The following is a 22,320-nucleotide window of genomic DNA, read 5'->3' as shown; positions in this document are numbered from 1 at the left end:
GGCGGGGGGGGGCGTGATCGAACCATCCTCCATCGCAGCAAGGGCTCGTCAATCTGGAGCCGCTCCAAAAAGGCGATAAGGGATCGTGACCGTAGCTTAACCTTGTGACGATGCGAATTCGGACATCGTCTTGTAGGAAGGCGACACGGCGTCTTTCTACATGACGGTTTCTTGGGCCATGCTCGCATCACAGGCAGACCGAACCGACGCCTGCGGCGTCATTTCCAGCACGACGGACTCGGGCGCGCGTAGATCGCGCGGGGCAATGCCAAAATGCGCGCGAAACTGCCGGGCGAAATGCGCGCCGTCGCAGAAACCGGCCTCGATGGCGATATCGGTGACACTCTTGCGCGTCGTCTGAAGCAGGCGCTTGGCATAACCGAGGCGCAACTGACGATAGGCAACGGCCGGGCTGACGGACAGCGTGTCCTGAAACAGGCGTTCCAACTGGCGCGAGGACAATTGCAGCCGATGCGCGATCGTCTCGACCGATAAGGGCTCGGCCACATGCTGCTCCATCAGGAGAATGGCGCGCCGCACCCGGTCGTCGCCGCCCGCCGTGCCGGTGGCCGCATGAGGCTGAGCGTCGCTGCCCTGGCGGCGGTTCTGGAGCTGGAGCACATGCAGGCTCTTCTGCGCGGCGGAGGCGCCGACATGGCGCTCGATCAGGAAGGCTGCCAGATCGGCGACGCCCGAGCCCCCCGCGCAGGTGATGCGGTCGCGGTCCACCATGAAGAGCTGGTCGGCTTCCGGCTTGATGTCGGGAAACTCGGCCTCGAAATCGGCATGGTGATACCAGGAAATGCAACAGCGCCGCCCGCGCATCAGCCCCGCGCGCGCCAGCACGAAGGAGCCGGTGCACACGCCCACCAGCGGCACGCCGGCGCTGGCGGCCGCGCGCAGATAGGCGATGGAGGCATCGTCCATCTGCTCTCCCGAATGGAGCAGGCCACCCACCACGACGATATAATCGAACTGTTTGGGGTCTGTGAGCGGCGCGGTGCGCGAGACCGTGACGCCACAGGACGAGCGGATCGGCTCGGGCCGGGCCGCCATCACGCTCCAGGAGCAGCGAATCGGGCGGGATCGGTCGCCTTCGTCGGCGGCAAGCCGCAGCGCGTCCATGAACAACGACAGGGCCGAGATCGTGAACTGATGCGCCAGAAGAAAGCCGACCTTGAGCGAGGGCGTTTCGCAAGGCGTGGCGCGACCGAACGGCAGTCGTGACATGAAAGAATCCTCCCGTTTCGCCATGCTATGGGTTTGATCATGGCGAAAATAACGGCACGGGCCAAGCGTTTCCTTCGACCTTGGCTTGTGCGGCGCGAAAACGGAATGGATGCGTGAGGCCCGCCCTCAAGCAAAGGCGGGCCTCGTCAGTGTTCCCCTCAAGCCGCCATCTTCTGCCAGACGGAAGGTGGGATGGGCACGAGATTGCTTTCGAACTCGCGCGAGCAGCGCTCCCAGCTATAGGTCTCGGCATGGCGGCGGCAGCCGGCGCGGTCGATGTCCAAGGCTTGGAGCGCGGCCGAGCGCAGGTCTTCCGACAGGACCGCATGGGGCGTGCCGCCCACGATGTCCATCGGGCCGGGAACGGGGAGGGCGGCCACCGGGGTGCCGCAGGCGAGCGATTCCAGAACCACGAGGCCGAAGGTCTCGAAACGCGAAGGGAAGACGAAAACGTCGGCCGCCGAGAAATGTTCGGCGAGCGCCCGGCCCGTTCGCCGGCCCAGGAAATGCGCCTGCGGGTAGCGGCTTTTCAGCCCGTCCAGCGATGGCCCGTCGCCCACCAGAACCTTGGAGCCCGGCAGGTCGAGCGTCAGGAAGGCGTCGAGATTCTTTTCCGGCGAGATGCGGCCGAGATAGAGAAAGATCGGGCGCGGCAGGGACAAAAAATCCGGGTCGAAGCCCGGTTCCTCGCGGCAAGGGGTGAAGAGGTCGGTATCCACCGCGCGGCCCCAGCGGCGGATGTTGTTGTATCCGCGCTCGGCGAGTTCGTGCTCCAGCGTCTCGGTCTGCACCATGATGCCGTTGCCGCCATTGTGGAACCAGCGCTGGAATCCGTAGGCGAGCGGCGAGCCGACGCCGATCCGCTTCTCGAAATAATCCCCGAAGCGCGTGTGGAAGGATGTGGTGAAGGGAATGCCGCGCCGGCGGCAATAATGGCGCGCGGCCAGGCCGATCGTGCCTTCCACCGGAATATGGATCGTGTCGGGCTGGAAGTCCTCGATGATCCGGCCGAGGCGGCGGCCGAGCGTCATGGCGAGGCGCACTTCGGGATAGCCGGGGGCCGGCAGGCTGGCGGAGAAGTCGGAGGGCGTGACCATCCGAACCTCGTGGCCGAAGCGCCTCAGCCATTCGGCCGTCGTGTCGAGCACGCGGACCACGCCATTGATTTGAGGGGGGGCTGCATCAGAAGCTATCAGAATACGCATGTCGCGCTCTTTCGGCCTGAGAAAATGCCGGTCCGATTCCTGCCGGACCTACGCAATGCTAGACCTTGCGCCAGATACTAGCGTCAAGACGCATCCGGGAGAAATGTTCGAGGTGTTCCGGTCATGAAGGTAATCGTTCTCGGCGGTGATGGATTCTGCGGCTGGGCGACCTCGCTCCACCTTTCGGCCGAAGGCCACGAGGTGACGATCGTGGACAATCTCGTGCGTCGGCGCACCGACGAGGAGCTGGGTGTCCAGAGCCTCACCCCGATCCGCCCCATGCCCGAGCGGCTCCAGGCGTGGCGCGAAACGCGCAACTCGCCGATCGAGTTCGTGGAACTCGACGTCGCTAAGGATTACGACAGGCTGGAGGCGCTGTTTGCGCGCGTGCGGCCGGACGCGATCGTTCATTTCGCCGAGCAGCGCGCCGCGCCCTATTCGATGAAATCGCCCTGGCACAAGCGCTACACGGTGGACAACAATGTCAACGCCACGAGCGCGGTGCTCTGCGCCATGGTGGAGGCCTGCCCTGAGGCGCATCTGGTGCATCTCGGCACGATGGGCGTCTATGGCTACGGCAAGACCAAGGGCATGACGATCCCCGAAGGCTATATCGAGGCGACGCTGCGCTCGGCCGGCCAGGAGGCGAATGTCGAGATTCTCTATCCGGTCGATCCCGGCTCGATCTACCATATGACCAAGACGCTGGATCAGCTCCTGTTCCAGTATTACGCCAAGAATGACGGGCTCAAGATCACCGATCTGCATCAGGGCATCGTCTGGGGCACCTCGACGCCCGAGACCGATCTCGACGAACGCCTCGTCAACCGCTTCGACTATGACGGCGACTACGGCACGGTCCTGAACCGCTTTTTGATGCAGGCGGCCATCGGCCATCCGCTGACGGTGCATGGCTCGGGCGGTCAGACGCGCGCCTTCATCCATATTCGCGACACGGTGCGCTGCATCGCGCTTGCCATCCGCTCGGCGCCCGAGCGCGGCGCGCGCGTTCGCATCATGAACCAGATGACCGAAACCCACCGCGTGCGCGATCTCGCCGAGATGATCTCGCGCATGACCGGCGTTCCCGTGGAGCACCGCGACAATCCACGCAACGAGATGGCGGAGAATGATCTCGTGGTCGCCAACGACACGCTGATCAAGCTTGGCCTGGAGCCGACGCGCCTGTCGGACGGCTTGATGGACGAGGTGGTGCGCGTGGCCGAGAAGCATCGCGAGCGCTGCGACACGAGCCGCATCGTCTGCTCCAGCCTCTGGATCAAGCCGCTCGCGGCGGAATAGGCCGGCAGACCCTCGGGGGGATTTCCGGCGACGCTGAGCGGGTCGGCAATTCGACCCTTGTTACAAAAAATGGGCCAGCCGAAGCCTGTCCGCTTCGGCTGGCCTTTGTTTCATTCCGCCGGGCGTCCCACCGCGCCGGAGGGCTCGCCGTCGCGCTCCACCCGGCGCAGGGCGCTGGGCATGATGCCGAGCGCGGCAAGGCCGGTGGCGCAGCCGAGCGCCGCGCCGATCGCATGATCGGGCACGAGACCGAAGATCACCGCCAGCAACGCGACGCCCATGGACTGGCCGACGAGACGCGCGGTCGCCTGAATACCGCTCGCGCCCCCGGAGCGCTCGCGCGGCGCGCTGGAAATCAGGATCTTGTTGTTGGGCGACTGGAACAGGCCGAAGCCGAGCCCGGCCAGCGCCAGACGCCAGATCAGATCGAGATTGCTCGGATTGGCGGGCAGCAGCGTCAGCGACAGGAGGCCCAAGGCGAAGATGGCAAGGCCCAGCGCGGAAAGGCGGCCGGGCTCGCGCATCCGATCCGCCAGCCGGCCCGAGACGAAGGCGGCGAGCGCTGTCGTGATCGGCCAGGGCGTCATCAGAAGGCCGGTTTCGGACGCGCTGCGCCCGAGCGTGTCGTGCAGGAAGAAGGGCAGGGCGACGAAGGCCAGCATCTGCGCGGCGAAGGACAGGATCGAGGTCGTGGCCGATAGCGCGAAGATGGGACGGCGCAGGAGGTCGATCGGCAGCATGGGCGCGGGCAGCGAAAGCTGCGTGCGCGTGAAGACGATGCCGACGAGGATGCCGGCCCCGATCAGCGCCAGCGCCAGCAGTGGCCCTTCCGAATGGCCGAGCGCGTTGACGCCCGAAATCACGAGGCCGAAGGTCGCGGCGCTAAGCAGCGTGCTGCGCAGGTCGAAGCGCTCGCCCGACAGGGGCGTGGCGGGCAGCGTGCGCGCGCCCACCAGAAGCGCCACGAGGCCGATCGGCACATTCACTAGAAACAGCGCCTGCCAGGGCGCAACGGCGAGGATCAGCCCGGCGATGGTCGGCCCCGTCGCGGAGGCGACGCCGACAATGACCGCGACATTGCCGACCGCCCCGCCCAGCATGGCGCGCGGAAAGATGAAGCGCACCAGCGCGATATTGACGGACATGATGCCGGCCGCCCCAAGGCCCTGCACGGCGCGCGCGGCGATCAGCAGGTCGAGCGAGTTCGACACCGCGCAAAGCAGCGAGGAGACGGTGAATAGCGCCAGCCCACTGAGGTAGACGCGCTTGTAGCCGATGATCTCGCCGAGCTTGGCCAGCGGCAGGAGCACCATGGTGACGGCGAGCTGGTAGGCATTGACGATCCACACCGCATCGGCCGGCTGGATGCCGAAATCGCTGGTGATGGGCGGCAGCGCGATATTGGCGATCGCTCCGTCGAGCACGCCCACGAAGAGCGTCAGCGCCACGGTCGCGAAGGCGAGCGAGCGCTGGGGTTGGGGAAGTCCGTCGGCTGGCTGCATGGGGAATGATCCGCGAAGGTTTGACCTCGCGGGTCGCGTCGCGGCCCGTGGGGCGTCAGAAGTAAGCGTCAGATATAAAGGCTGACGCGATGCGTCCAGATCGGACACACCGCCCGCAGCCGGAAAGCGGCCGGCCCGTGGGTCAGGCGGCTTCCTCGCGGCTGATGGTCTGGATCACCTCGAAGCCCTCGAATTCGGGATGGCCGAGATAAAGCGGCTTGGTGCCGCCCGCGCCGCGATGCGAGGCACGAAAGGCCTCCGAGCGCGTCCAGCCTTCGAAATCGTCCCGGCTCGCCCAGATGGTGTGGGAGGAATACAGGTGATGATCCTCCCGCTCCGGGCCTTTCAGGAGGTGGAATTCGACGAAGCCGGGCACCTCGTTCAGATGCGATTCCCGGTTCTTCCACAGCGTCTCGAAATCCTCCGCCGCGTCCTTGATGACCTTGAAGCGGTTCATGGCGATATACATCGTTTGGCTCCGGCTGGTGCTGCGGGTCTCACATAGGGCAGACCACCCGTGGCCCCAAGTCCGCGTCGGTTCCTGCCCCATCCTCGCGCGAACGTGAGGACCGGCAAAACTTCGATAACCCTACGCAAACCTTTCCATGTCCTTTATGAGGCGGACTGACGACCTTATGCGAGCGCCCATGGCTGCCCCTTGTTCGTGGGATGGCCGGGCCTTTTGCGGCGCTCGCGAGCGAACACTAGATATGGGAACAGCCATTTTGCGCGTCCTCCACACACTGAAAGCCGCGGCGCTTGGTGCCGCCGTTCTCCTTTCGGCCTCGCCCGCTTTCGCGCAGGCCTGCGGCAACGGCCCCGGCGGCTTTCCGACCTGGCTCGAAAGCTTCAAGCGTCAGGCCGCCTCGCAAGGCATTTCGCAGAACACGCTCCAGACCGCGCTCGGCGGCGTCACCTATGACAGCAAGGTCATCGGCCTCGATCGCAATCAGAAGAGCTTCAAACTCTCGCTGGACCAGTTCATGGAGCGCCGCGCACCCTCGTCCTTCGTCAAGAAGGGCAAGGGCATCATCGCGCAGAACCGCGATCTCCTGAATCGGATCGAGCAGCGCTTCGGCGTCCAGAAGGAAATCCTCGTCGCGATCTGGGGCATGGAAACGGGCTTCGGCGCCAATTCCGGCAACATGAACATCTTCCGCTCGCTCGCGACCCTGTCCTACGACTGCCGCCGCTCGGACTTCTTCACGGAAGAACTCCTGGCCGCGCTTCAGATCGTCGAGCGGGGCGACAAGAAGGCGTCCGACATGAAGGGTGCCTGGGCCGGCGAGATCGGCCAGACGCAGTTCCTGGCCAAGAACTACCTGCGCTATGCCGTGGACTTCGACGGCGACGGCCGGCGCGATCTCATCCGCTCCAAGGCGGACGTTCTGGCCTCCACCGCCAATTTCCTCAAGCAGCACGGCTGGATCCCGGGCGCGGGCTACAATCCGGGCGAGCCGAACTTCGCGCGTCTGGAAGACTGGAACCGCGCCGTGGTCTACCAGCAGGGCCTCGCGCTCTTCGCCTCCAAGCTCGCGAACTGAAGTCGGCCTGTCGCCCGTCTTTCGCGCGGCGAGGGCGGGCGATGCGGACGCGCTCCTTCGCATCCGCACGAGTGTCAGGCAAAACGCCCTGTCGATCGCGGAACTGGCCGCGATCGGCCCGACATCAGACGCTCTGGCCGCAATGCGGCGCGACGAGCCGCCCTGCGCTTGGAAACGGTCGCGGCCAGCTGCGCCTGCGACTTTGACCGCCATGGCTGGGCACCAGATGGCTCGCTCGGGCCAGGCGATGTCGGCATGGTCGAGCGACGGCCGGCCAGTCAGTCCGCATCGAGTTCGGGATAGCGACGGAAAATGCCGTTCTCGTTGAACGGGATGCGCCGGGAACTCGTGAGATAGCGTGCGACGGGGGGATGCTGCGCGACCCGGTTTCGGATGTCCCAAATGTGCCGGTAGCGGCTCTCGATGTTCACCATCCGCCGGGGGAGGGCATAGCGCAGCCCTTCCAGCACCTGAAACAGGCCGAGATCGGCGTGGCTCATGCGCTCGCCCACGAGCCAGCCGGAACGCTGGGGATTGCCGGCGGCAATGCTCTCGAACCAGCCGAGAAATTTGGGGATACGCTCTTCGCGAAACTCCTGAGAGCGCCGCCGAGCTTCGAGGGTCTGGTCCTCGTAGTAGAGGCCGACGCCGATCGGGTGATGCGTGTCGTGCGCCTCCGCCACGAGATCGGCCGTGGTGAGGGCGATCGAGCGCGCGAAGAGCCGGTCGCTCTCGTCCTGCGGCGCGAGCCCCAGCTCCTCGGCGCAATAGCTGCTGATTTCGGCCGCCTGCGACACGAGACGATTTCCGTGGATCAGAAAGGGCGGCGCGAAGGGCCGTCGCTCGGCCTTTTCCATCAGCCGCATCATCGCCGCAACCCCGCCGCCTTCGGCGTCTGCCAAGCGCGCGACATCGCGATAATCGGCCTCGGCCGCTTCCAGAACGAGGCGTGGAAATTCGCCGCGTCCTTGGATTTGCGGCCAGTAATAAAGATCGAACCGTTCGCCCATCGTTAAGCCTCCCGTTACGGCCGCCAATGCACAGCCGATCGGCTGGGTTGCAGGGGAGGGCGGCTCAATTCGACAGCTTTCGTTAAAGGAAGAGGCAAATTCCCTAAGGTTAGAGTTGCTTATGAGTGGGTGCCTCAAATTACGACAGCACTACTGACCGAGCAAAATGTCATCATAATGCTGCTGGACAGAGCCATATCGGATATGATTGAAGGCCCGCTTCCAGGCCGTCAGCCGGCCACATTCCGGGGAGGTTCTCCTTTGACGATTCATGTCCGCACCCTTCTGGGCGCCGCTTCGCTGGCAGCTCTCATGGCCATGGGCTCGGCCCATGCCGCCACGCTCAACGTGCAGAATGGCGGCGACGTCACCTCGCTCGACCCGCAGCAGATGTCGGGCGACTGGGAAAACCGCGTGGCGGGCGATATTTTCGAAGGGCTCGTGACGGAAGACGCCAAGGCGCATCCCATCCCCGGCATGGCGGAAAGCTGGACGGTCTCGGACGACGGCCTCGTCTACACGTTCAAGCTGCGCGACGGCGTGAAGTGGTCGGACGGCGAGCCGGTCAAGGCGTCGGACTTCGTCTTTGCCTTCCAGCGCCTGATGGACCCCAAGCGCGCGGCCAAATACGCCTATCTCCAGTACCCGATCAAGAACGCGCAGGCGATCAACAAGGGCAAGCTGGACGACATGAGCCAGCTCGGCGTCAAGGCGCTGGACGACAAGACGCTTCAGATCACGCTGGAAAACCCGACGCCCTTCTATCTCGGCGCGCTCACCCACTACACCGCCTATCCGCTGCCCGAGCATGTGGTGAAGGCCAAGGGCGATGCCTGGGTGCAGGTCGGCAACATCGTCACCAACGGCCCGTACAAGCCGGTGGAATGGGTGCCGGGCAGCTACGTGCTGACCGAGAAGAATCCGAACTGGTACGACACCGCCTCGCTGAAGATCGACGGCACCAAGTTCTTCACGCTCGAAGACCTGCCGGCCGGCCTGCGCCGCTATCGCGCGGGCGAGTTCGACATCCTGACCCAGTTCCCCGGCGACCAGTACAAGTGGCTGCAGGAGAACATGCCGGGCCAGGCGCATGTGACGCCTTTCGCCGGCCTTTATTATTACGTCCTGAACAGCTCCAAGCCGCCGCTCGACAACGCCAATGTGCGTAAGGCGCTGTCCATGGCCGTGGTGCGCGAGGCCATCGGCCCGCAGATTCTGGGCACCGGCGAACTGCCCGCCTATAGCTGGGTTCCGCCCGGCATCGCCAATTACGAGGGCGGCCCGGCCTATGTCGAGTGGAAGGACATGCCGCAGGGCCAGAAGATCGCCGAAGCCAAGAAGCTTCTGGAAGCGGAAGGCTATGGCCCGTCCAAGCCTCTGAAGCTCCAGCTGCGCTACAACACGGACGAGAACCACAAGCGCGTCGCCGTCGCGATCGCCTCCATGTGGAAGCCGCTCGGCGTCGAGGTCGAACTCGTCAACAGCGAGGTGAAGGTTCACTACGCCGATCTGCGCGCCGGCGAGTTCCAGGTCGGCCGCGCAGGCTGGCTGGCCGATTACGACGATCCGACCAACTTCCTCGACCTGCTCAAGGGCGGGATCGAGATGAACTACGGCAAGTGGAAGAACGCCGAATACGACAAGCTGCTCGATCAGGCCCAGACGACGCTCGATCTCAAGGCGCGCGCCGGCCTCCTGAAGCAGGCCGAGACCATCGCGCTGAAGGACACGGCGGCGATCCCGATCTACTACTATGTCACCAAGAACGTCGTTTCCCCGAAGATCTCCGGCTTCGAGGACAATGTGAAGGACATTCACCGCACGCGCTGGCTGTCCAAGGCCGAGTAAGGCTCGGGAAACGCGAGGGGAGGGCGCTTGGCGCTCTCTTCTTGCGCCGCGCGGCCGCGCCGGATCGGCTGCCGATCGATCGGGCGGCCACGGAGCCGAGCGCAAGGTCGCTTCCTCTTCGGCGCGATGCCGCGCTTCTTGCCCCTTCAGGCCGCCTTCGCGGGCCTCCCGGGCCGAGCTTCATATCTGGAAAACGACGCATCCCGCTGCGCGGCCACCATCCCGCCGCACCGGTCGATGCCTTTTTGGAAACCTTTGAGCGATGCTGTCCTTCGCCCTTCGGCGTCTTCTGACGTCGATCCCGGTGGTGCTGATCGCGGTCACCGCCTGCTTCTTCATTCTGCGACTGGCGCCGGGCGGCCCGTTCGATCAGGAACGCGCCCTGCCGCCCGACATTCTGGCCAATCTGCGCGCCCACTACAATCTCGACCTGCCGCTGTTTCAGCAGTACCTCATGTATCTGGGCGGCCTCCTGCGGGGCGATCTCGGCCCCTCCTTCGTCACCAAGGACTTCACGGTCGGCCAGCAGATCGCCATCGGCCTGCCCTATACGCTGGTGCTCGGCGGCTCTGCCTTTCTGGTGGCGCTCGTGGTCGGCACGGTCGCCGGCGTCTATGGCGCGCTGCATCAGAACAAGGCGTCCGACTACTGGATCGCCGCCGTCATCATGATCGGCGTCGTGGTGCCCAACTTCCTCGTGGCCCCGATCCTTCAGCTCCTCTTCGGCATCAAGCTCGGCTGGTTGCCGGTGGGCGGCTGGGGCGACGGGTCCTGGCCGCATCTCGTCTTGCCGGTCTTCGTGCTCGCCTTTCCCCATGCGGGCCGCATCTCGCGCCTCATGCGCGGCTCGATGATCGAAGTGTTGAACTCCAACTATATCCGCACCGCGCGGGCCAAGGGCGTCGGCGCCCGGCTCATGGTGACGCGCCACGCCATCAAACCGGCGCTCACCCCGGTCGTCTCCTATCTCGGTCCCGCCGCCGGCCATCTCCTGACCGGCTCCATCGTGGTGGAGCAGATCTTCGGCATCCCCGGCATCGGCCGCTACTTCATCCAGGCCGCCCTGAACCGCGACTATGGCATGGTTCTGGGAACGGTCGTCTTCTACATGGTGCTGATCGTGGTTCTGAACCTGCTCGTCGATCTCGCCTATGCCTGGCTCGATCCGAGGGTGCGCGCCCGATGACCCTTTACGTCGATAAGCGCGAGGCGCTCGAACCCTTCGTGAACCACGAGACGGACGCTCTTCAGGGCAAGCCGCGCTCGCTGATGCGCGACGCCATGCGCCGGTTCCGCTCCAACAAGGCGGCCATGCTCTCGCTGGCCGTTCTCCTCCTCATCGTGCTCGCGGCCGTGATCGGTCCCTGGCTCATTCCCTTCGATTACGAGACGCCGGACTGGGCCGCCTTCCGCGCCCCGCCCTCGTTCGAGACCGGACACTATTTCGGCACCGACCAGAACGGCCGCGATCTCCTCGCGCGCACGCTCTACGGCACGCGCGTGTCGCTTCTGGTCGCGCTGATCGCCACCAGCGTCTCCGTCGTCGTCGGTATTCTCTATGGAGCGACGGCGGGGTTTCTGGGCGGGCGCATCGACGCGGCCATGATGCGCTTCGTCGATGTCATGTACGCGCTGCCCTATATTCTCTTCGTCATCCTTCTGATGGTGATCTTCGGGCGCAACGTCTATCTGCTTTTTGCCGCCATCGGCCTTCTGGAATGGCTGACCATGGCGCGCATCGTGCGCGGGCAGACGCTTTCGCTGAAGGAGCGGGAGTTCGTGGAAGCGGCGCGCGCCTCCGGCGTTTCGTCCTTCGCCATCATCCGCCGCCATATCGTGCCCAATCTCGTCGGCCCGGTGGTGATCTTCGCGACCCTTACCATCCCCGAGATCATCGCGACGGAAAGCTTCCTGTCCTATCTCGGTTTCGGCGTTCAGGAGCCGCTGACCTCGCTCGGCACGCTCATCTCCGAAGGGGCGGACACGCTGGAAATCATGCCCTGGCTGCTTCTCTTCCCCGGCGGCGTCCTCGTCTCGCTTCTGCTCTCGCTCGCCTTCATTGGCGACGGGCTGCGCGATGCCTTCGACCCGAAGGACCGGTAATCTCATGACACCAGACACACCCACACCCGTCCTGTCCCTGTCGAACTACTCGATCCGCTTCGCCACGCCCGATGGCGAGGTGCAGGCGGTCAGCGATCTCTCCTTCGACGTCCATGCCGGCGAGACGCTGGCGATCGTCGGAGAATCGGGCTCGGGCAAGTCGCAGACCTTCAATGGCGTCTTCGGGCTTCTGGCCAAGAACGGGCGCACCGAAGGCATGGCGAAGCTGGAGGGCACGGACCTTCTGACGCTGCGCGCGCGCGATCTCGACCGCGTGCGCGGGCGCGACATGGCCATGGTCTTCCAGGACCCGATGACCGCTCTCAACCCGGTCCTCAAGATCAAGCGGCAACTGGCCGAGACGCTGGAAGTCCATAAGGGCCTCAAGCGGCGCGCGGCGGAGGCCGAGGCGCTCGCCATGCTGAAGCGCGTCGGCATTCCCGACGCCGAGCGGCGCATCGAGCAATATCCGCACGAATTGTCGGGCGGTATGCGCCAGCGCGTCGTGATCGCCATGGCTCTTCTGTGCCGGCCCAAGGTCATCGTCGCCGACGAACCGACCACGGCGCTGGACGTGACGATCCAGGCGCAGATCCTCGACCTCTTCGCGGAGCTGACGGGCGACAAGACGGCGCTCGTCCTCATCACGCATGATCTCGGCGTCGTGGCGGGCGTCGCCGACCGGATCGCCGTCATGTATGCGGGCCGCATCGTGGAGGAGGGGCGCGTGGAGGATGTTTTCGCCGCGCCCGCCCATCCCTATACGGCCGCACTTCTGGGCTCCATCCCGCGTGTGGACCGGGACGCCGGGGCCGTCGAGCCCATTCCCGGGCGCCCGCCCAACCTGATCCGCCCCCCATCCGGCTGCGCCTTCCACCCGCGCTGCGGCTTTGCGGTGGATCGCTGCAAGGCCGAGCGCCCGCCTTTGGAGCGTGTGGCGCGCGAGGGCGCGGGGCCGCGCCGGGCCGCCTGCTGGCGCGCTTTCGTGGACGCCGCCAAGGGCACGGCCGCGCAAGGAGACCTCGCCCATGTCTGAGATCAAGACGGAATTCCTCGACGTTCGTCATCTCTCGACCGAGTTCAAACTGAAGGGCAAGGGCTTCTTCCCGAAGGTTCAGACGGTGAAGGCCGTGCGCGACATATCCTTCACGGTGCGGGAGGGCGAGACGCTCGGCATTGTCGGCGAATCCGGCTGCGGCAAGTCCACGCTCGGCCGTTCCATCTTGCGGCTGGTCGAGCCGACCGCCGGTCAGGTCGTCTGGCAGGGTCGCAATCTCGCCGAACTCTCCGAGGCCGAGATGCGCCGGGCCCGGCGCGACCTCTCGATCATCTTTCAGGACCCGATCGCCTCGCTCGACCCGCGCATGACGGTGGGCGAGATCATCGCCGAGCCGCTGCGCGTCGCCGAGCCCGGCCTGTCGCGCGCGGAGCGCCGCGCGCGGGTGGAAAAGGTCATGGGCGAGGTCGGGCTGGTCTCCGACATGATCAATCGCTACCCGCATGAATTCTCGGGCGGGCAGGCGCAGCGCATCGGCATCGCGCGCGCCATCATCACCGAGCCCAAGCTCATCGTCTGCGACGAGCCGGTCTCGGCGCTCGATGTCTCGATCCAGGCGCAGATCGTCAATCTCCTGGCGGACCTGCGCCGCCGGCGCGGCCTGACGCTGCTCTTCATCAGCCACGATCTCTCGGTCGTGCGCCTCGTCTCGGATCGCATCCTCGTTCTCTATCTCGGCCGCGTGGTCGAGGAGGGAACGCGGGCGGAGGTCTTCGAGAATCCCGCGCATCCTTATGCGCGGGCGCTTCTTTCGGCCGCGCCGATCCCGGACCCGGCCATCGCGCGCACGCGCCGGCGCACCGTCCTGCAAGGCGATCCGCCGTCGCCGGTCAACCCGCCGTCCGGCTGCGCCTTCCGCACGCGCTGTCCGATTGCCGAAAGCGTCTGCGCCGAAGTTTCGCCGGACCTGACGCCCGTCTCCGACACGCACCGCGCCGCCTGCCATTTCGCGGGCGAAGAGGCCGCACGGCGGATGAAAGCGAAGGAAGCGTCGGGGCTGGTGGCTTTGGCGGGGTGAGCGCGTAGCCGAAGGCCATCGAAGCTTGATGCCTTAAAAGGCCTTCGGCAATCCGGCTTGTTTCAGGATGGCGTTGGCGGTGTGCCGACTGGCGACGCCGACCTGCACGGGAAACGAATGGTTCGTGACCGGACTATGCCAGATTTCGTGGCTGCCCTTCCCCTATCGCAGGAGATAGCAACCTGCCGCCAGAAGGAGGTGGCGAAGGTCTCGGTCGAAGGTTCTGGGTGCCATCAAGCGGCTGCGGCATGAGACCCGATATCCTGCAGGACGCTCAGTTGCAGGAAAACCGAGGACGGGTCGAGACCCGGATGATTGTCCGGCAGGAGATCGGACGCCATCTCCGACAGCCGGACCAGAAGAAGATCGAGGCTCTCTGCCTCGGCCGTCATGGGAACGGCATCGCAGCTCCCCACCCACACATCCGCCTCTTCGTCCCGAAAGGCCGTCACGGTGAAGATGGTCGGACGCTGGCTCATGGTGCGATCCTCATGAAAACGGCTCCGAAGATAGAAACTTCGGAGCCGCAATCCTAGAGCCGTTCCGTCGTCGGGCGATCAGGCCGCCATCATCTCCGCTTCCGGCGTCTTCGCGCCGGTCATCAGCGCCACGGCGTCGGACATGGAGATGGACTTCGGGTCCACCACGCAGAGCCGCTTGGACAGGCGGTGGATGTGGATGCGATCGGCGATCTCGAAGACATGGGGCATGTTGTGCGAGATGAGCACGATGGGGAGGCCCCGCGAGCGCACTTCGAGGATCAGGTCGAGAACCTTGCGAGACTCCTTCACGCCGAGCGCGGCGGTGGGCTCGTCGAGGATCAGCACCTTGGAGCCGAAGGCGGCGGCGCGGGCGACCGCCACGCCCTGACGCTGGCCGCCCGAGAGCGTTTCCACCGCCTGATCGATGTTCTGGATCGTCATGAGGCCGAGCTCGGAGAGCTTCTCACGCGCGATCTTGCGCATCTTGGGCTTGTCGAGCATCCGCAGCCATTGGCCGAGCGGGCCGGTGCGGCGGATTTCACGCCCCAGGAACATGTTGTCGGCGATCGAGAGAGCGGGCGAGAGCGCGAGCTGCTGGTACACCGTCTCGATGCCGGCGTCGCGCGCGGCCTGCGGGTTGGCGAAGGAGACCGGCTTGCCGTCGAGAAGGATTTCGCCGGCGTCCGGCGTCACCGCGCCGGACAGGGCCTTGATCAGGGTCGACTTGCCGGCGCCGTTGTCGCCGATCACGGCGAGAATTTCGCCGGGATAAAGGTCGAAATCGGCATTGTCGATGGCCACCACGCGGCCATAGCTCTTGCGAAGGTTGCGGGCGCGCAGGACGGGTTGGGTGCCGAGATGGGACATGGTCAGGCCGATACCTTCCGGATCCACTGATCGGCCGCGACGGCCAGAATGATGAGAGCGCCCACGGTGAGGCGGGTCCATTGCGGGTCGGTGCCGTAGATGCGCAGGCCCATGGCGAAGACGCCGACGATGAGAGCGCCGACCAGCGTTCCGATCACCGAGCCGCGACCGCCGAAGAGCGAGGTGCCGCCGATGACCACCGCCGTGATCGCCTGGATATTGGCCTCATAGCCCGAAGTCGGCGAGACGGAGCCGATGCGCCCGATCAGGGCCCAGCCGGCGAAGGCGCAGATCAGACCGGATACGGCGTAGACGGAGATCAGAACCTTGTTGGAGCGGATGCCCGACAGGCGCGCCGCGTCCTCGTCGTCGCCGATGGCGTAGACATGCCGGCCCCAGGCCGTGTTGTTGAGGATGTAGTAGAAGAGCGCGACGAGCAGCAGGACGGAGACCACTGCATAGGTGAAGACCGCGCCGCCGATCTGGAACGTGTTGCCGAGGAACTGGAGAAGCGGAGCGGCCGCTTCCACGTCCTGCGCGCGGATCGTGGCGTTCTGCGTGTAGATGAAGTTCACCGCCTCGAACACGAACCACATGCCGAGCGTGACGATGAAGGGCGGCAGGCGCACCTTGGCGACGAGAACACCGTTGATCGCGCCGCACAGCGTGCCGACCGCAAAGCCGATCAGGAGCGCGAGGGGGGCGGGAACGCCGTTCACCACGGCGAGATTGCCCATGATGACAGAGGACAGGACCATGATCGCGCCGACCGACAGGTCGATGCCGGCGGTCAGGATGATCAGCGTCTGCGCGACGCCGACGATACCGACGATCGCCACCTGCTGAAGGATCAGCGTCATGGTGAAGGCGTTGAAGAAGCGCCCGCCGATCAGCGATCCGAAAATGCCGATGCCGACCAGAAGCACGATCACCGGCACCATGGTCGGGTTGCCGTGCAGGAAATGCTGGAGATGCTGAAGGGGCGTGCGCTTGTGTCCGCTGAACTCGGCGACGCGCGTGTCGCTCTTGTTCAGCTGGGACTCGAATTCGCTGCCCTTGGGAGTGGTCGTCTCGCTCATGCGCCAAGGCCTCCGGAAGGGTGTGAGATCGCTCGAAGCGGGGCTAGCGCCCCGAGCCCCCGCTATCCTTCAAGACGCGTCCCGAATCGAACGGGACCGAGCGCCTCGACCGATCCGGGGCACGCCGTCAAAGGAGGAGGGGACCAAGGGGCATCGGCCCCTTGGCAAAGGTTACGGGGGGAACGAACGCCCCCCCGCGATGGGCGCTCTTAGCCCCAGCAGGCCTTGGACGCGGCAGCCGAGTCCATGGACTTCACGCCGTCCACCGGCTTGTCGGTGACGAGATCGACGCCCGTGTTGGTGATGTCGAGACCGGCCGACGCTTCCGGCTTCTTGCCCGATTCCGCGAAGGTCTTGACGGCTTCGACGCCCATCGCCGCCATTTTCAGCGGATACTGCATGGAGGTCGCGCCGATCACGCCGGCCTTGACGTTGGCGATGCCCGGGCAGCCGCCGTCCACCGAGACGATCGTCACCTTGTCGGCGACGCCCAGGCTCTTGAGAGCCTCGTAGGCGCCGGCGGCGGCCGGCTCGTTGATCGTGTAGACGAGGTTGATCGAGGGGTCCTTCTGGAGAAGGTTCTCCATGGCCTGACGGCCGCCTTCCTCGTTGCCGTTGGTGATGTCGTGGCCGACGATGCGCTTGTCGCTTTCGTCGCCGACGATGGCCTTGTCCATCACGTCGATGCCGAACCCTTCCATGAAGCCCTGGTCGCGCAGAACGGCGACGGAGGGCTGCTGCGGGGTGAGGTCGAGGAAGGCGATCTTGGCGTTGGCCGCTTCCGCGCCCATCTTGGCCTTGGCCCACTGGCCGATCAGCACGCCGGCTTCGTAATTGTCGGTGGCAAAGGTCGCGTCGGCCGAGTTCAGCGGCTCCAGCGGCGTGTCCAGCGCGATCACGATGAGGCCCGCGTCGCGCGCCTTCTTGACGGCGGGCACGATGCCCTTGGTGTCGGACGCGGCGATCAGAATGCCCTTGGCGCCGCCCGCGATGCAGCTTTCGATCGCCTGCACCTGGCTGTCGGAATCGCCGTCGACGCGGCCGGCATAGGACTGCAGCTTGATGCCGAGTTCCTTGGCCTTGGCCTCGGCGCCTTCCTTCATCTTGACGAAGAACGGATTGGTGTCGGTCTTGGTGATGAGACAGACGGTCATCGGGCTCTGGGCAGAGGCCGAGCCGGACAGCGCGAGAAGACCGAAGGCGCCCACGGCGGCGGACGCAAAGAGATGACGCAGATTCACCAGAAACCCTCCCGAGAATGACCAGCCGCTCTCCGGGCTGGCCCGAACCGGCCTCCTCGCCGTGTTCGAATAGCCGGATCAGACACGATCTCGAACGGGCTGTCAATCAATAACTCACCGAGATTTATTTATTGACAGTTCGGCAAGGTCTCCGTCATGGTCGCGTCACGAACCCGCAGGGACAGGGCGGGCGTCGACGGGGAGGGTCGACAGGTGGTGATGGAAATGTCGACGTCGGTGGTAGATAGCCGGACGGCCGAGCGGGACGAGTCCCTTCGAGGATCAAACCAGGCGGGCCTGCGCGCTCATAACGAGCGCGCCGTGCTGTCGCTGATCCGCCGCCATGGAGAATTGGCGAAGTCCGAGATCGCGCGCCTGTCGCGCCTCTCGCCGCAGACGGCGTCCGTCATCATGCGCTCGCTCGAAGCGGACGGGCTGGTTCTGGCAGGCGAGCCGCGTCGCGGGCGCGTCGGCCAGCCCTCGGTCCCGATGCGTCTCAACCCGGACGGGGCCTTCGCCTTCGGCCTCAAGCTCGGCCGGCGCACCAGCGAAATGGTGCTGATGGATTTCGTCGGCCGCGTGCGCGAAAGTCGGGCCATTCTCTATCGCTTTCCCCGCCGCGCCGAGGTGATGCGCTTCGTGGAGGAGGCGAGCACCGAGCTGCGCCAGTCGCTCGGCCCGGCGCTGCGCCGGCGCATCGTCGGCCTGGGCGTCGGGATGCCCTACGAGATCTGGTCCTGGGCGGAAGCGAACGGCGCGCCGCCCGGCGAGATGGACGAGTGGAGCACGGTGGATTTCGGCGCCGAGCTGGAGCGCGCCACCGGAGAGGCCGTGTTCATCGCCAATGACGTGACCGCCGCCTGCGGCGCGGAACAGGCCTTCGGCACGGATGTCTCGGCCAATTTCGTGTATTTCTTCGTCGGCGCCTTCGTGGGCGGCGGCATCGTCATGGACGGGGCGCTGGTGCCCGGCCGGATCGGCAATGCCGGCGCGCTCGGCTCCATGCCCGTGCCGACGCGGCTCGGAGAGCGCCGTCAGCTCATCCATGTGGCCTCCGTGCATGTGCTGGAGCGCATGGTGGAAGCCTCCGGGCGCTCGGCGGTCGAACTCTGGCGGCACGAGGCGGACTGGACGGGGCTGGGGCCGCTTCTGGACGAGTGGGTCGAAACATCGGCCGAAGGGCTCGCCTATGCGATCGCCTCCTCGCTGGCGGTCTATGATTTCGAGCGCGCGGTGATCGACGGCAGCTTCCCGCCCCCTGTACGCGCCCGTCTCGTGGAGGCGACGCGCGCGGCCTTGGAGCGCTTCGACTTTCAGGGCCTCCAGCCGATCGCGGTCACACAAGGCTCGATCGGCCGCTCGGCGCGCGAGGTCGGCTCGGCGAGCCTGCCCTTCTTCGCCAAGTTCCTTCTGGATCACCGGGTGCTTCTGGCCGAGCGGTAAGCGCCGCTGGGCTCAAACGGGTGTCTTTGGCTCGGCCGGGCGCACGCGCAGGATCGAGCCTTCCGCCGCCTCGATCACGACCGGGGCGCCGGCGGCGAGGTCCGGCCCTTCGGCGCTCCACCAGCCATCGTCCACCGCCACGCGCCCGCGCCCGTTGCGGATCTCCTCGCTGACCACGGCCCGCCGCCCGACAAGCCGCGCCGTGCGCTCGTTCAAAGGCGCCTCGCCCGCCGGCTTGGCGCGGCGACCATAGAGGCGATGGCCGAGAAGGGTGGCGACGCCCGTCACCAGCGCGAAGCCGATCCATTGGCTCTGCCAGCTGAAGGCGGGCAGCCAGAGCGCGTTGATGCCGATGACCAGCGCGCCAATGCCGGGAAACAGGAGATAGACACCCGGCAGGAGAAGCTCTCCCATGAGCAGCGCGAGGCCCGCGATCAGCCAGGCATAGCTCAACGTGAACCCATCCATTCCGGTTACGCCCCGGCGCGTGGGGGAACGGTGGCGGGCGGACGCCGCGTGCTGGCCTGCGGCACGGCCGAGGCAGGCGCGGCGTCGGGAAAGCTCGCCCTTGCCAGCTCCGCGATGCCGCCGATCGAGCCGATCAGCGAGGAGGCTTCCAGCGGCATGAAGATGACGCGCTGGTTGGGCGCGGAGGCGATCTTGCCGAGCGCTTCGGTGTAGCGCTGCGCCACGAAATAATTGATCGCCTGCACGTCGCCCGCCGCAATGGCTTCCGAGACCATGCGTGTCGCCTTGGCTTCGGCTTCGGCCAGTCGTTCGCGCGCCTCGGCCTCGCGATAGGCGGCCTCGCGCTTGCCCTCGGCCTCCAGGATCTGCGCCTGCTTCTCGCCCTCGGCGCGCAGGATCTTGGCGTTGCGCGCGCCTTCGGCCTCGAGGATTTCGGCCCGCTTCTCGCGCTCGGCCATCATCTGCCGCGCCATGGAATCCACGAGATTCTTCGGCGGGTTGATGTCCTTGATCTCGATGCGCGTGATCTTGATGCCCCAGCCATGGGCCGCCTGATCCACCACGCGCAGGATGCGCTCCGAGATCGTGTCGCGGTTGGAGAGGAGGTCGTCGAGGTCCATCGAGCCCATGACCGAGCGCAGATTGGTCATGACGAGATTGAGGATGGCATATTGCAGGTTCGACACCTCGTAGGCCGCCGAGGACGCGTCGAGGATCTGGTAGAAGGCGACGCCATCGGCAGCGACGGAGGCGTTGTCGCGGGTGATGACCTCCTGCGTCGGGACGTCGAGCACCTGCTCCATCATGTTCATCTTGTGCCCGATCCGCTCCACGAAGGGCGTGATGAGGTTGAGGCCGGGCGTCAGCGTGCGCACGTAGCGGCCGAAATTCTCGACCGTGTAATTATAGCCCTGCGGCACGATCTTCACCGTCGAGGCAAGCACGAATAGCACCGCCACGACGACAACCACGACCAGAATGCTGCCGGGTCCGAACCCGAGTTGCGCCAAGCCGTCCATCTTGCCTCCCTTGCTTCTTGCAAAGGGACTTTAGGCCCTGACGCCGCCGGGTCGAGCGAATTCCATGCGCTGGTGGAAGAAGGAACCCGCGTCAGCAGGCCGGAGCACCGGCGCGGGTTCCCTCATGCTGCGATGCGCCTGAGCGCGGTGCGCCTACTCGACCTCGTGTATGCGCCCGTCCGTGTAGGGCTTGTAGGCCGTGCCTTTCGCCTGGAGATAGGCGATCACGGCGTCCTCCATGTTGGGGCCGTAATCGTAGGCATTCTGAGCCTTCTCGGCGAAGACCTTATAGCCGTCTCCGCCCTGGCGCAGGAAGTTGTTGGAGACGACCGTATAGGTGGCCGCCGGATCGATCGGCACCCATTCGCCGGCGGCATTCTTGACGCGTACGGCCTTGACGCGATCGACGCCCGCCTGCCCCTTGCGCGACCAGTCGAACTGGAGGCCCGCCACCTGCGGGAAGCGACCGGCGCCGTCCTCCACCTGGCTGACGCCGTTTTCCAGCGCGGCCTTGATGTCCGCTCCGGTCAGCTGGAAGGTCGCGATCGTGTTCTGGAAGGGCAGAACGGTGAGAATCTCGCCCATGGTCACGTCGCCCGCGTCGATCGAGGCGCGCACATTGCCGCCATTGCCGATGGCGATGGTGACGCCCTGATCCTTGGTGCGGTCGAGAAGCGCATCGGCGACGAGATCGCCCATGGCGCATTCGGCCTTGCGGCAGACCTCGCGTGCGCCGTCGATCGGCTCCGCCGTCTGGGCGACGACCTTGTTGCGGATTTCCGCCAGAGGCTTGGCAAGCTCCGCGACACGCGCCACGAAGCTCTCGTCCTCCGGCACGGAGGCATCGAGCAGGATCGGCGCGCCTTCCGCCTTGGTGACATGGCCCTGGTCATCGAAGGTGACGTCCAGCTTGCCGAGATATTTCGAATAGGCATAGGCCTGCACGATCGGCACTTCGCGCCCGTCCGGCCCCTTCACAAGGGTCGGGTAGGGGCCGGCGGCCTTGGGGTCGGTGGAAGAAAGAAGCGTGTGCGAATGGCCGCCGACGATCACGTCTAGGCCCGGCACTTCGGCCGCGAGGCGCTTGTCCACCTCGTAGCCGGAATGGCTGAGAAGGATGATCTTGTTGACGCCCTCCTTCGTCAGTTTCTCCGCCTCGCGCTTGGCCGCTTCCACCGGATCGGTGAAATTGATCGACTTGCCGGCCGCCGTCAGCTCCTGGTTGTCGCGCGGGGTGAGGCCGATAATGCCGATCTTCTCTCCGTCCTTCTCGATGATGGTGGAGGGCTTGATCAGCTTGGCGAGTTCGGGCTCGCGCGACAGGTCGGCATTGGCCATCAGCATCGGAAACTTCACCGCGCTCGCGAAGCTTAGCGCCACCGGCACGCCGTCGTCGAACTCGTGATTGCCGACCGCCATGGCTTCGAAGCCAAGTCGGTTCATGAACTCGGCCGAATCCTTGTCCTTGTAATAGGTGTAGAAGAGCGAGCCCTGGCTCTGGTCGCCCGCATCTAGCAGGAGGACGGGGCGGCTGCCGGCCGCCTTGCGCTCGGCCTCGATGGCGGAGGCGATGCGCGCGATGCCGCCGAAGCAGCTCTTCTCGGCCGCTTCCTTGGCCGAGCAGGGACCGTCATATTTGTTGATCGGCTCCACGCGGCTGTGGAAATCGTTGATGTGCAGGATCGTCAAGTCGAATGCCCCGGCGGGCAGGGCGGTGCCGGCGAGAAGAATCGCGGCAAGGCCGAAGAGGGACGATTTCATGGGCAAGCCTTCCTCATGGATCGGAGCGGCGCCGGGACGCGCCGCCCAGCATGTTTCCCGACCGGAGCCGGGTTTGGGAAGCCCGTTCCCTGCCATGTCTTGATAAAGTCCGTTTGACAGCGGCCCCTCGCATGGCCGACA

General features: G+C 65.7%; 20 protein-coding genes and 1 pseudogene. 8 read left to right on the top strand and 13 right to left on the bottom strand.

Annotation, left to right across the window (positions count from 1 at the left end):
* Positions 1-156: 156 nt before the first annotated feature.
* Together NS365_RS16470 and NS365_RS16465 are read right to left on the bottom strand one after the other, a co-directional pair.
* Positions 157-1,230, bottom strand: a complete 1,074-nt coding sequence (locus tag NS365_RS16470; RefSeq protein WP_058601384.1) for a GlxA family transcriptional regulator — start codon at positions 1,228-1,230, stop codon at positions 157-159.
* 158 nt (positions 1,231-1,388) lie between these two features.
* On the bottom strand, positions 1,389-2,435 hold the full coding sequence (locus NS365_RS16465) for a glycosyltransferase family 4 protein (RefSeq protein WP_058601383.1): 1,047 nt from the start codon (positions 2,433-2,435) through the stop codon (positions 1,389-1,391).
* Positions 2,436-2,558: 123 nt separating this feature from the next.
* On the opposite strand from NS365_RS16465, the gene NS365_RS16460 reads away from it, so the two are divergent.
* Positions 2,559-3,737 (top strand): NAD-dependent epimerase/dehydratase family protein, encoded by a 1,179-nt coding sequence (locus NS365_RS16460; RefSeq protein WP_058601382.1) that lies wholly within the window; start codon positions 2,559-2,561, stop codon positions 3,735-3,737.
* Positions 3,738-3,847: 110 nt separating this feature from the next.
* On the opposite strand, the gene NS365_RS16455 is transcribed toward NS365_RS16460, so the two are convergent.
* Together NS365_RS16455 and NS365_RS16450 are read right to left on the bottom strand one after the other, a co-directional pair.
* The gene (locus NS365_RS16455) at positions 3,848-5,239 is read right to left on the bottom strand and encodes an MFS transporter (protein ID WP_058601381.1); all 1,392 of its coding nucleotides are present in this window, start codon (positions 5,237-5,239) and stop codon (positions 3,848-3,850) included.
* A gap of 142 nt (positions 5,240-5,381) precedes the next feature.
* Positions 5,382-5,708, bottom strand: coding sequence for an antibiotic biosynthesis monooxygenase family protein (locus NS365_RS16450; protein ID WP_058601380.1), 327 nt, complete (start codon positions 5,706-5,708; stop codon positions 5,382-5,384).
* A gap of 241 nt (positions 5,709-5,949) precedes the next feature.
* Between NS365_RS16450 and NS365_RS16445 the strand changes: the two genes are divergently transcribed.
* Entirely contained in the window at positions 5,950-6,783 is an 834-nt protein-coding gene (locus NS365_RS16445; RefSeq protein WP_058601379.1) for a lytic murein transglycosylase, read from the top strand.
* A 278-nt stretch (positions 6,784-7,061) separates the two neighbouring features.
* Here NS365_RS16445 and NS365_RS16440 read toward each other — a convergent pair whose 3' ends face one another.
* Positions 7,062-7,793 carry a glutathione S-transferase gene (locus NS365_RS16440; protein WP_058601378.1) on the bottom strand — a complete coding sequence of 244 codons (732 nt, stop codon included), beginning with the start codon at positions 7,791-7,793 and terminating at the stop codon, positions 7,062-7,064.
* A gap of 261 nt (positions 7,794-8,054) precedes the next feature.
* On the opposite strand from NS365_RS16440, the gene NS365_RS16435 reads away from it, so the two are divergent.
* From NS365_RS16435 to NS365_RS16415, 5 genes are all read left to right on the top strand, one after another.
* Positions 8,055-9,641, top strand: coding sequence for a peptide ABC transporter substrate-binding protein (locus tag NS365_RS16435; protein ID WP_430384000.1), 1,587 nt, complete (start codon positions 8,055-8,057; stop codon positions 9,639-9,641).
* 262 nt (positions 9,642-9,903) lie between these two features.
* A complete protein-coding gene (locus NS365_RS16430) occupies positions 9,904-10,827 on the top strand; it encodes an ABC transporter permease subunit (RefSeq protein ID WP_058601377.1) in 924 nt (307 codons plus the stop codon).
* Entirely contained in the window at positions 10,824-11,744 is a 921-nt protein-coding gene (locus tag NS365_RS16425) for an ABC transporter permease (RefSeq protein ID WP_058601376.1), read from the top strand. The genes NS365_RS16430 and NS365_RS16425 overlap by 4 nt, the downstream gene beginning before the upstream one ends.
* A 4-nt stretch (positions 11,745-11,748) precedes the next feature.
* A complete protein-coding gene (locus NS365_RS16420; protein WP_058601375.1) occupies positions 11,749-12,780 on the top strand; it encodes an ABC transporter ATP-binding protein in 1,032 nt (343 codons plus the stop codon).
* Positions 12,773-13,819 (top strand): ABC transporter ATP-binding protein, encoded by a 1,047-nt coding sequence (locus tag NS365_RS16415; protein ID WP_058601374.1) that lies wholly within the window; start codon positions 12,773-12,775, stop codon positions 13,817-13,819. Before NS365_RS16420 ends, NS365_RS16415 begins: the two co-directional genes overlap by 8 nt.
* Before the next feature lie 33 nt (positions 13,820-13,852).
* Here NS365_RS16415 and NS365_RS25025 read toward each other — a convergent pair.
* The 5 genes and pseudogenes from NS365_RS25025 to NS365_RS16395 all read right to left on the bottom strand — a co-directional run bounded on the left by NS365_RS25025 (position 13,853) and on the right by NS365_RS16395 (position 17,482).
* Positions 13,853-14,053, bottom strand: a pseudogene (locus tag NS365_RS25025) (type II toxin-antitoxin system HicA family toxin).
* Complete coding sequence (locus tag NS365_RS16410) at positions 14,053-14,298, bottom strand: DUF1902 domain-containing protein (RefSeq protein ID WP_058601394.1); 246 nt, start codon at positions 14,296-14,298, stop codon at positions 14,053-14,055. Before NS365_RS16410 ends, NS365_RS25025 begins: the two are co-directional and overlap by 1 nt.
* A gap of 78 nt (positions 14,299-14,376) precedes the next feature.
* Positions 14,377-15,168 carry an ATP-binding cassette domain-containing protein gene (locus tag NS365_RS16405; protein ID WP_058601373.1) on the bottom strand — a complete coding sequence of 264 codons (792 nt, stop codon included), beginning with the start codon at positions 15,166-15,168 and terminating at the stop codon, positions 14,377-14,379.
* A gap of 2 nt (positions 15,169-15,170) precedes the next feature.
* Complete coding sequence (locus NS365_RS16400; protein ID WP_058601372.1) at positions 15,171-16,247, bottom strand: ABC transporter permease; 1,077 nt, start codon at positions 16,245-16,247, stop codon at positions 15,171-15,173.
* Positions 16,248-16,456: 209 nt separating this feature from the next.
* Positions 16,457-17,482 (bottom strand): sugar ABC transporter substrate-binding protein, encoded by a 1,026-nt coding sequence (locus NS365_RS16395; protein WP_058601393.1) that lies wholly within the window; start codon positions 17,480-17,482, stop codon positions 16,457-16,459.
* Between the two features lie 225 nt (positions 17,483-17,707).
* Here NS365_RS16395 and NS365_RS16390 point away from each other — a divergent pair, with 225 nt between their 5' ends.
* On the top strand, positions 17,708-18,931 hold the full coding sequence (locus tag NS365_RS16390; protein ID WP_058601371.1) for an ROK family transcriptional regulator: 1,224 nt from the start codon (positions 17,708-17,710) through the stop codon (positions 18,929-18,931).
* Positions 18,932-18,943: 12 nt separating this feature from the next.
* Here the strand turns inward: NS365_RS16390 and NS365_RS24185 are convergent, their stop codons facing one another.
* From NS365_RS24185 to NS365_RS16375, 3 genes are all read right to left on the bottom strand, one after another.
* A complete protein-coding gene (locus NS365_RS24185) occupies positions 18,944-19,399 on the bottom strand; it encodes an NfeD family protein (RefSeq protein WP_153003814.1) in 456 nt (151 codons plus the stop codon).
* A gap of 5 nt (positions 19,400-19,404) precedes the next feature.
* Positions 19,405-20,418 (bottom strand): SPFH domain-containing protein, encoded by a 1,014-nt coding sequence (locus NS365_RS24180; RefSeq protein ID WP_058601369.1) that lies wholly within the window; start codon positions 20,416-20,418, stop codon positions 19,405-19,407.
* A 153-nt stretch (positions 20,419-20,571) separates the two neighbouring features.
* Positions 20,572-22,179: a bifunctional metallophosphatase/5'-nucleotidase gene (locus NS365_RS16375; protein WP_058601368.1), complete on the bottom strand. Its 1,608-nt coding sequence runs from the start codon at positions 22,177-22,179 to the stop codon at positions 20,572-20,574.
* Positions 22,180-22,320: the final 141 nt, after the last annotated feature.

Source organism: Aureimonas ureilytica, assembly GCF_001475935.1.
GTDB classification, from domain to species: domain Bacteria; phylum Pseudomonadota; class Alphaproteobacteria; order Rhizobiales; family Rhizobiaceae; genus Aureimonas; species Aureimonas ureilytica_A.
The sequence above is the reverse complement of the archived record's forward strand: the minus strand, read 5'-3'. Positions and strand labels throughout refer to the sequence as shown.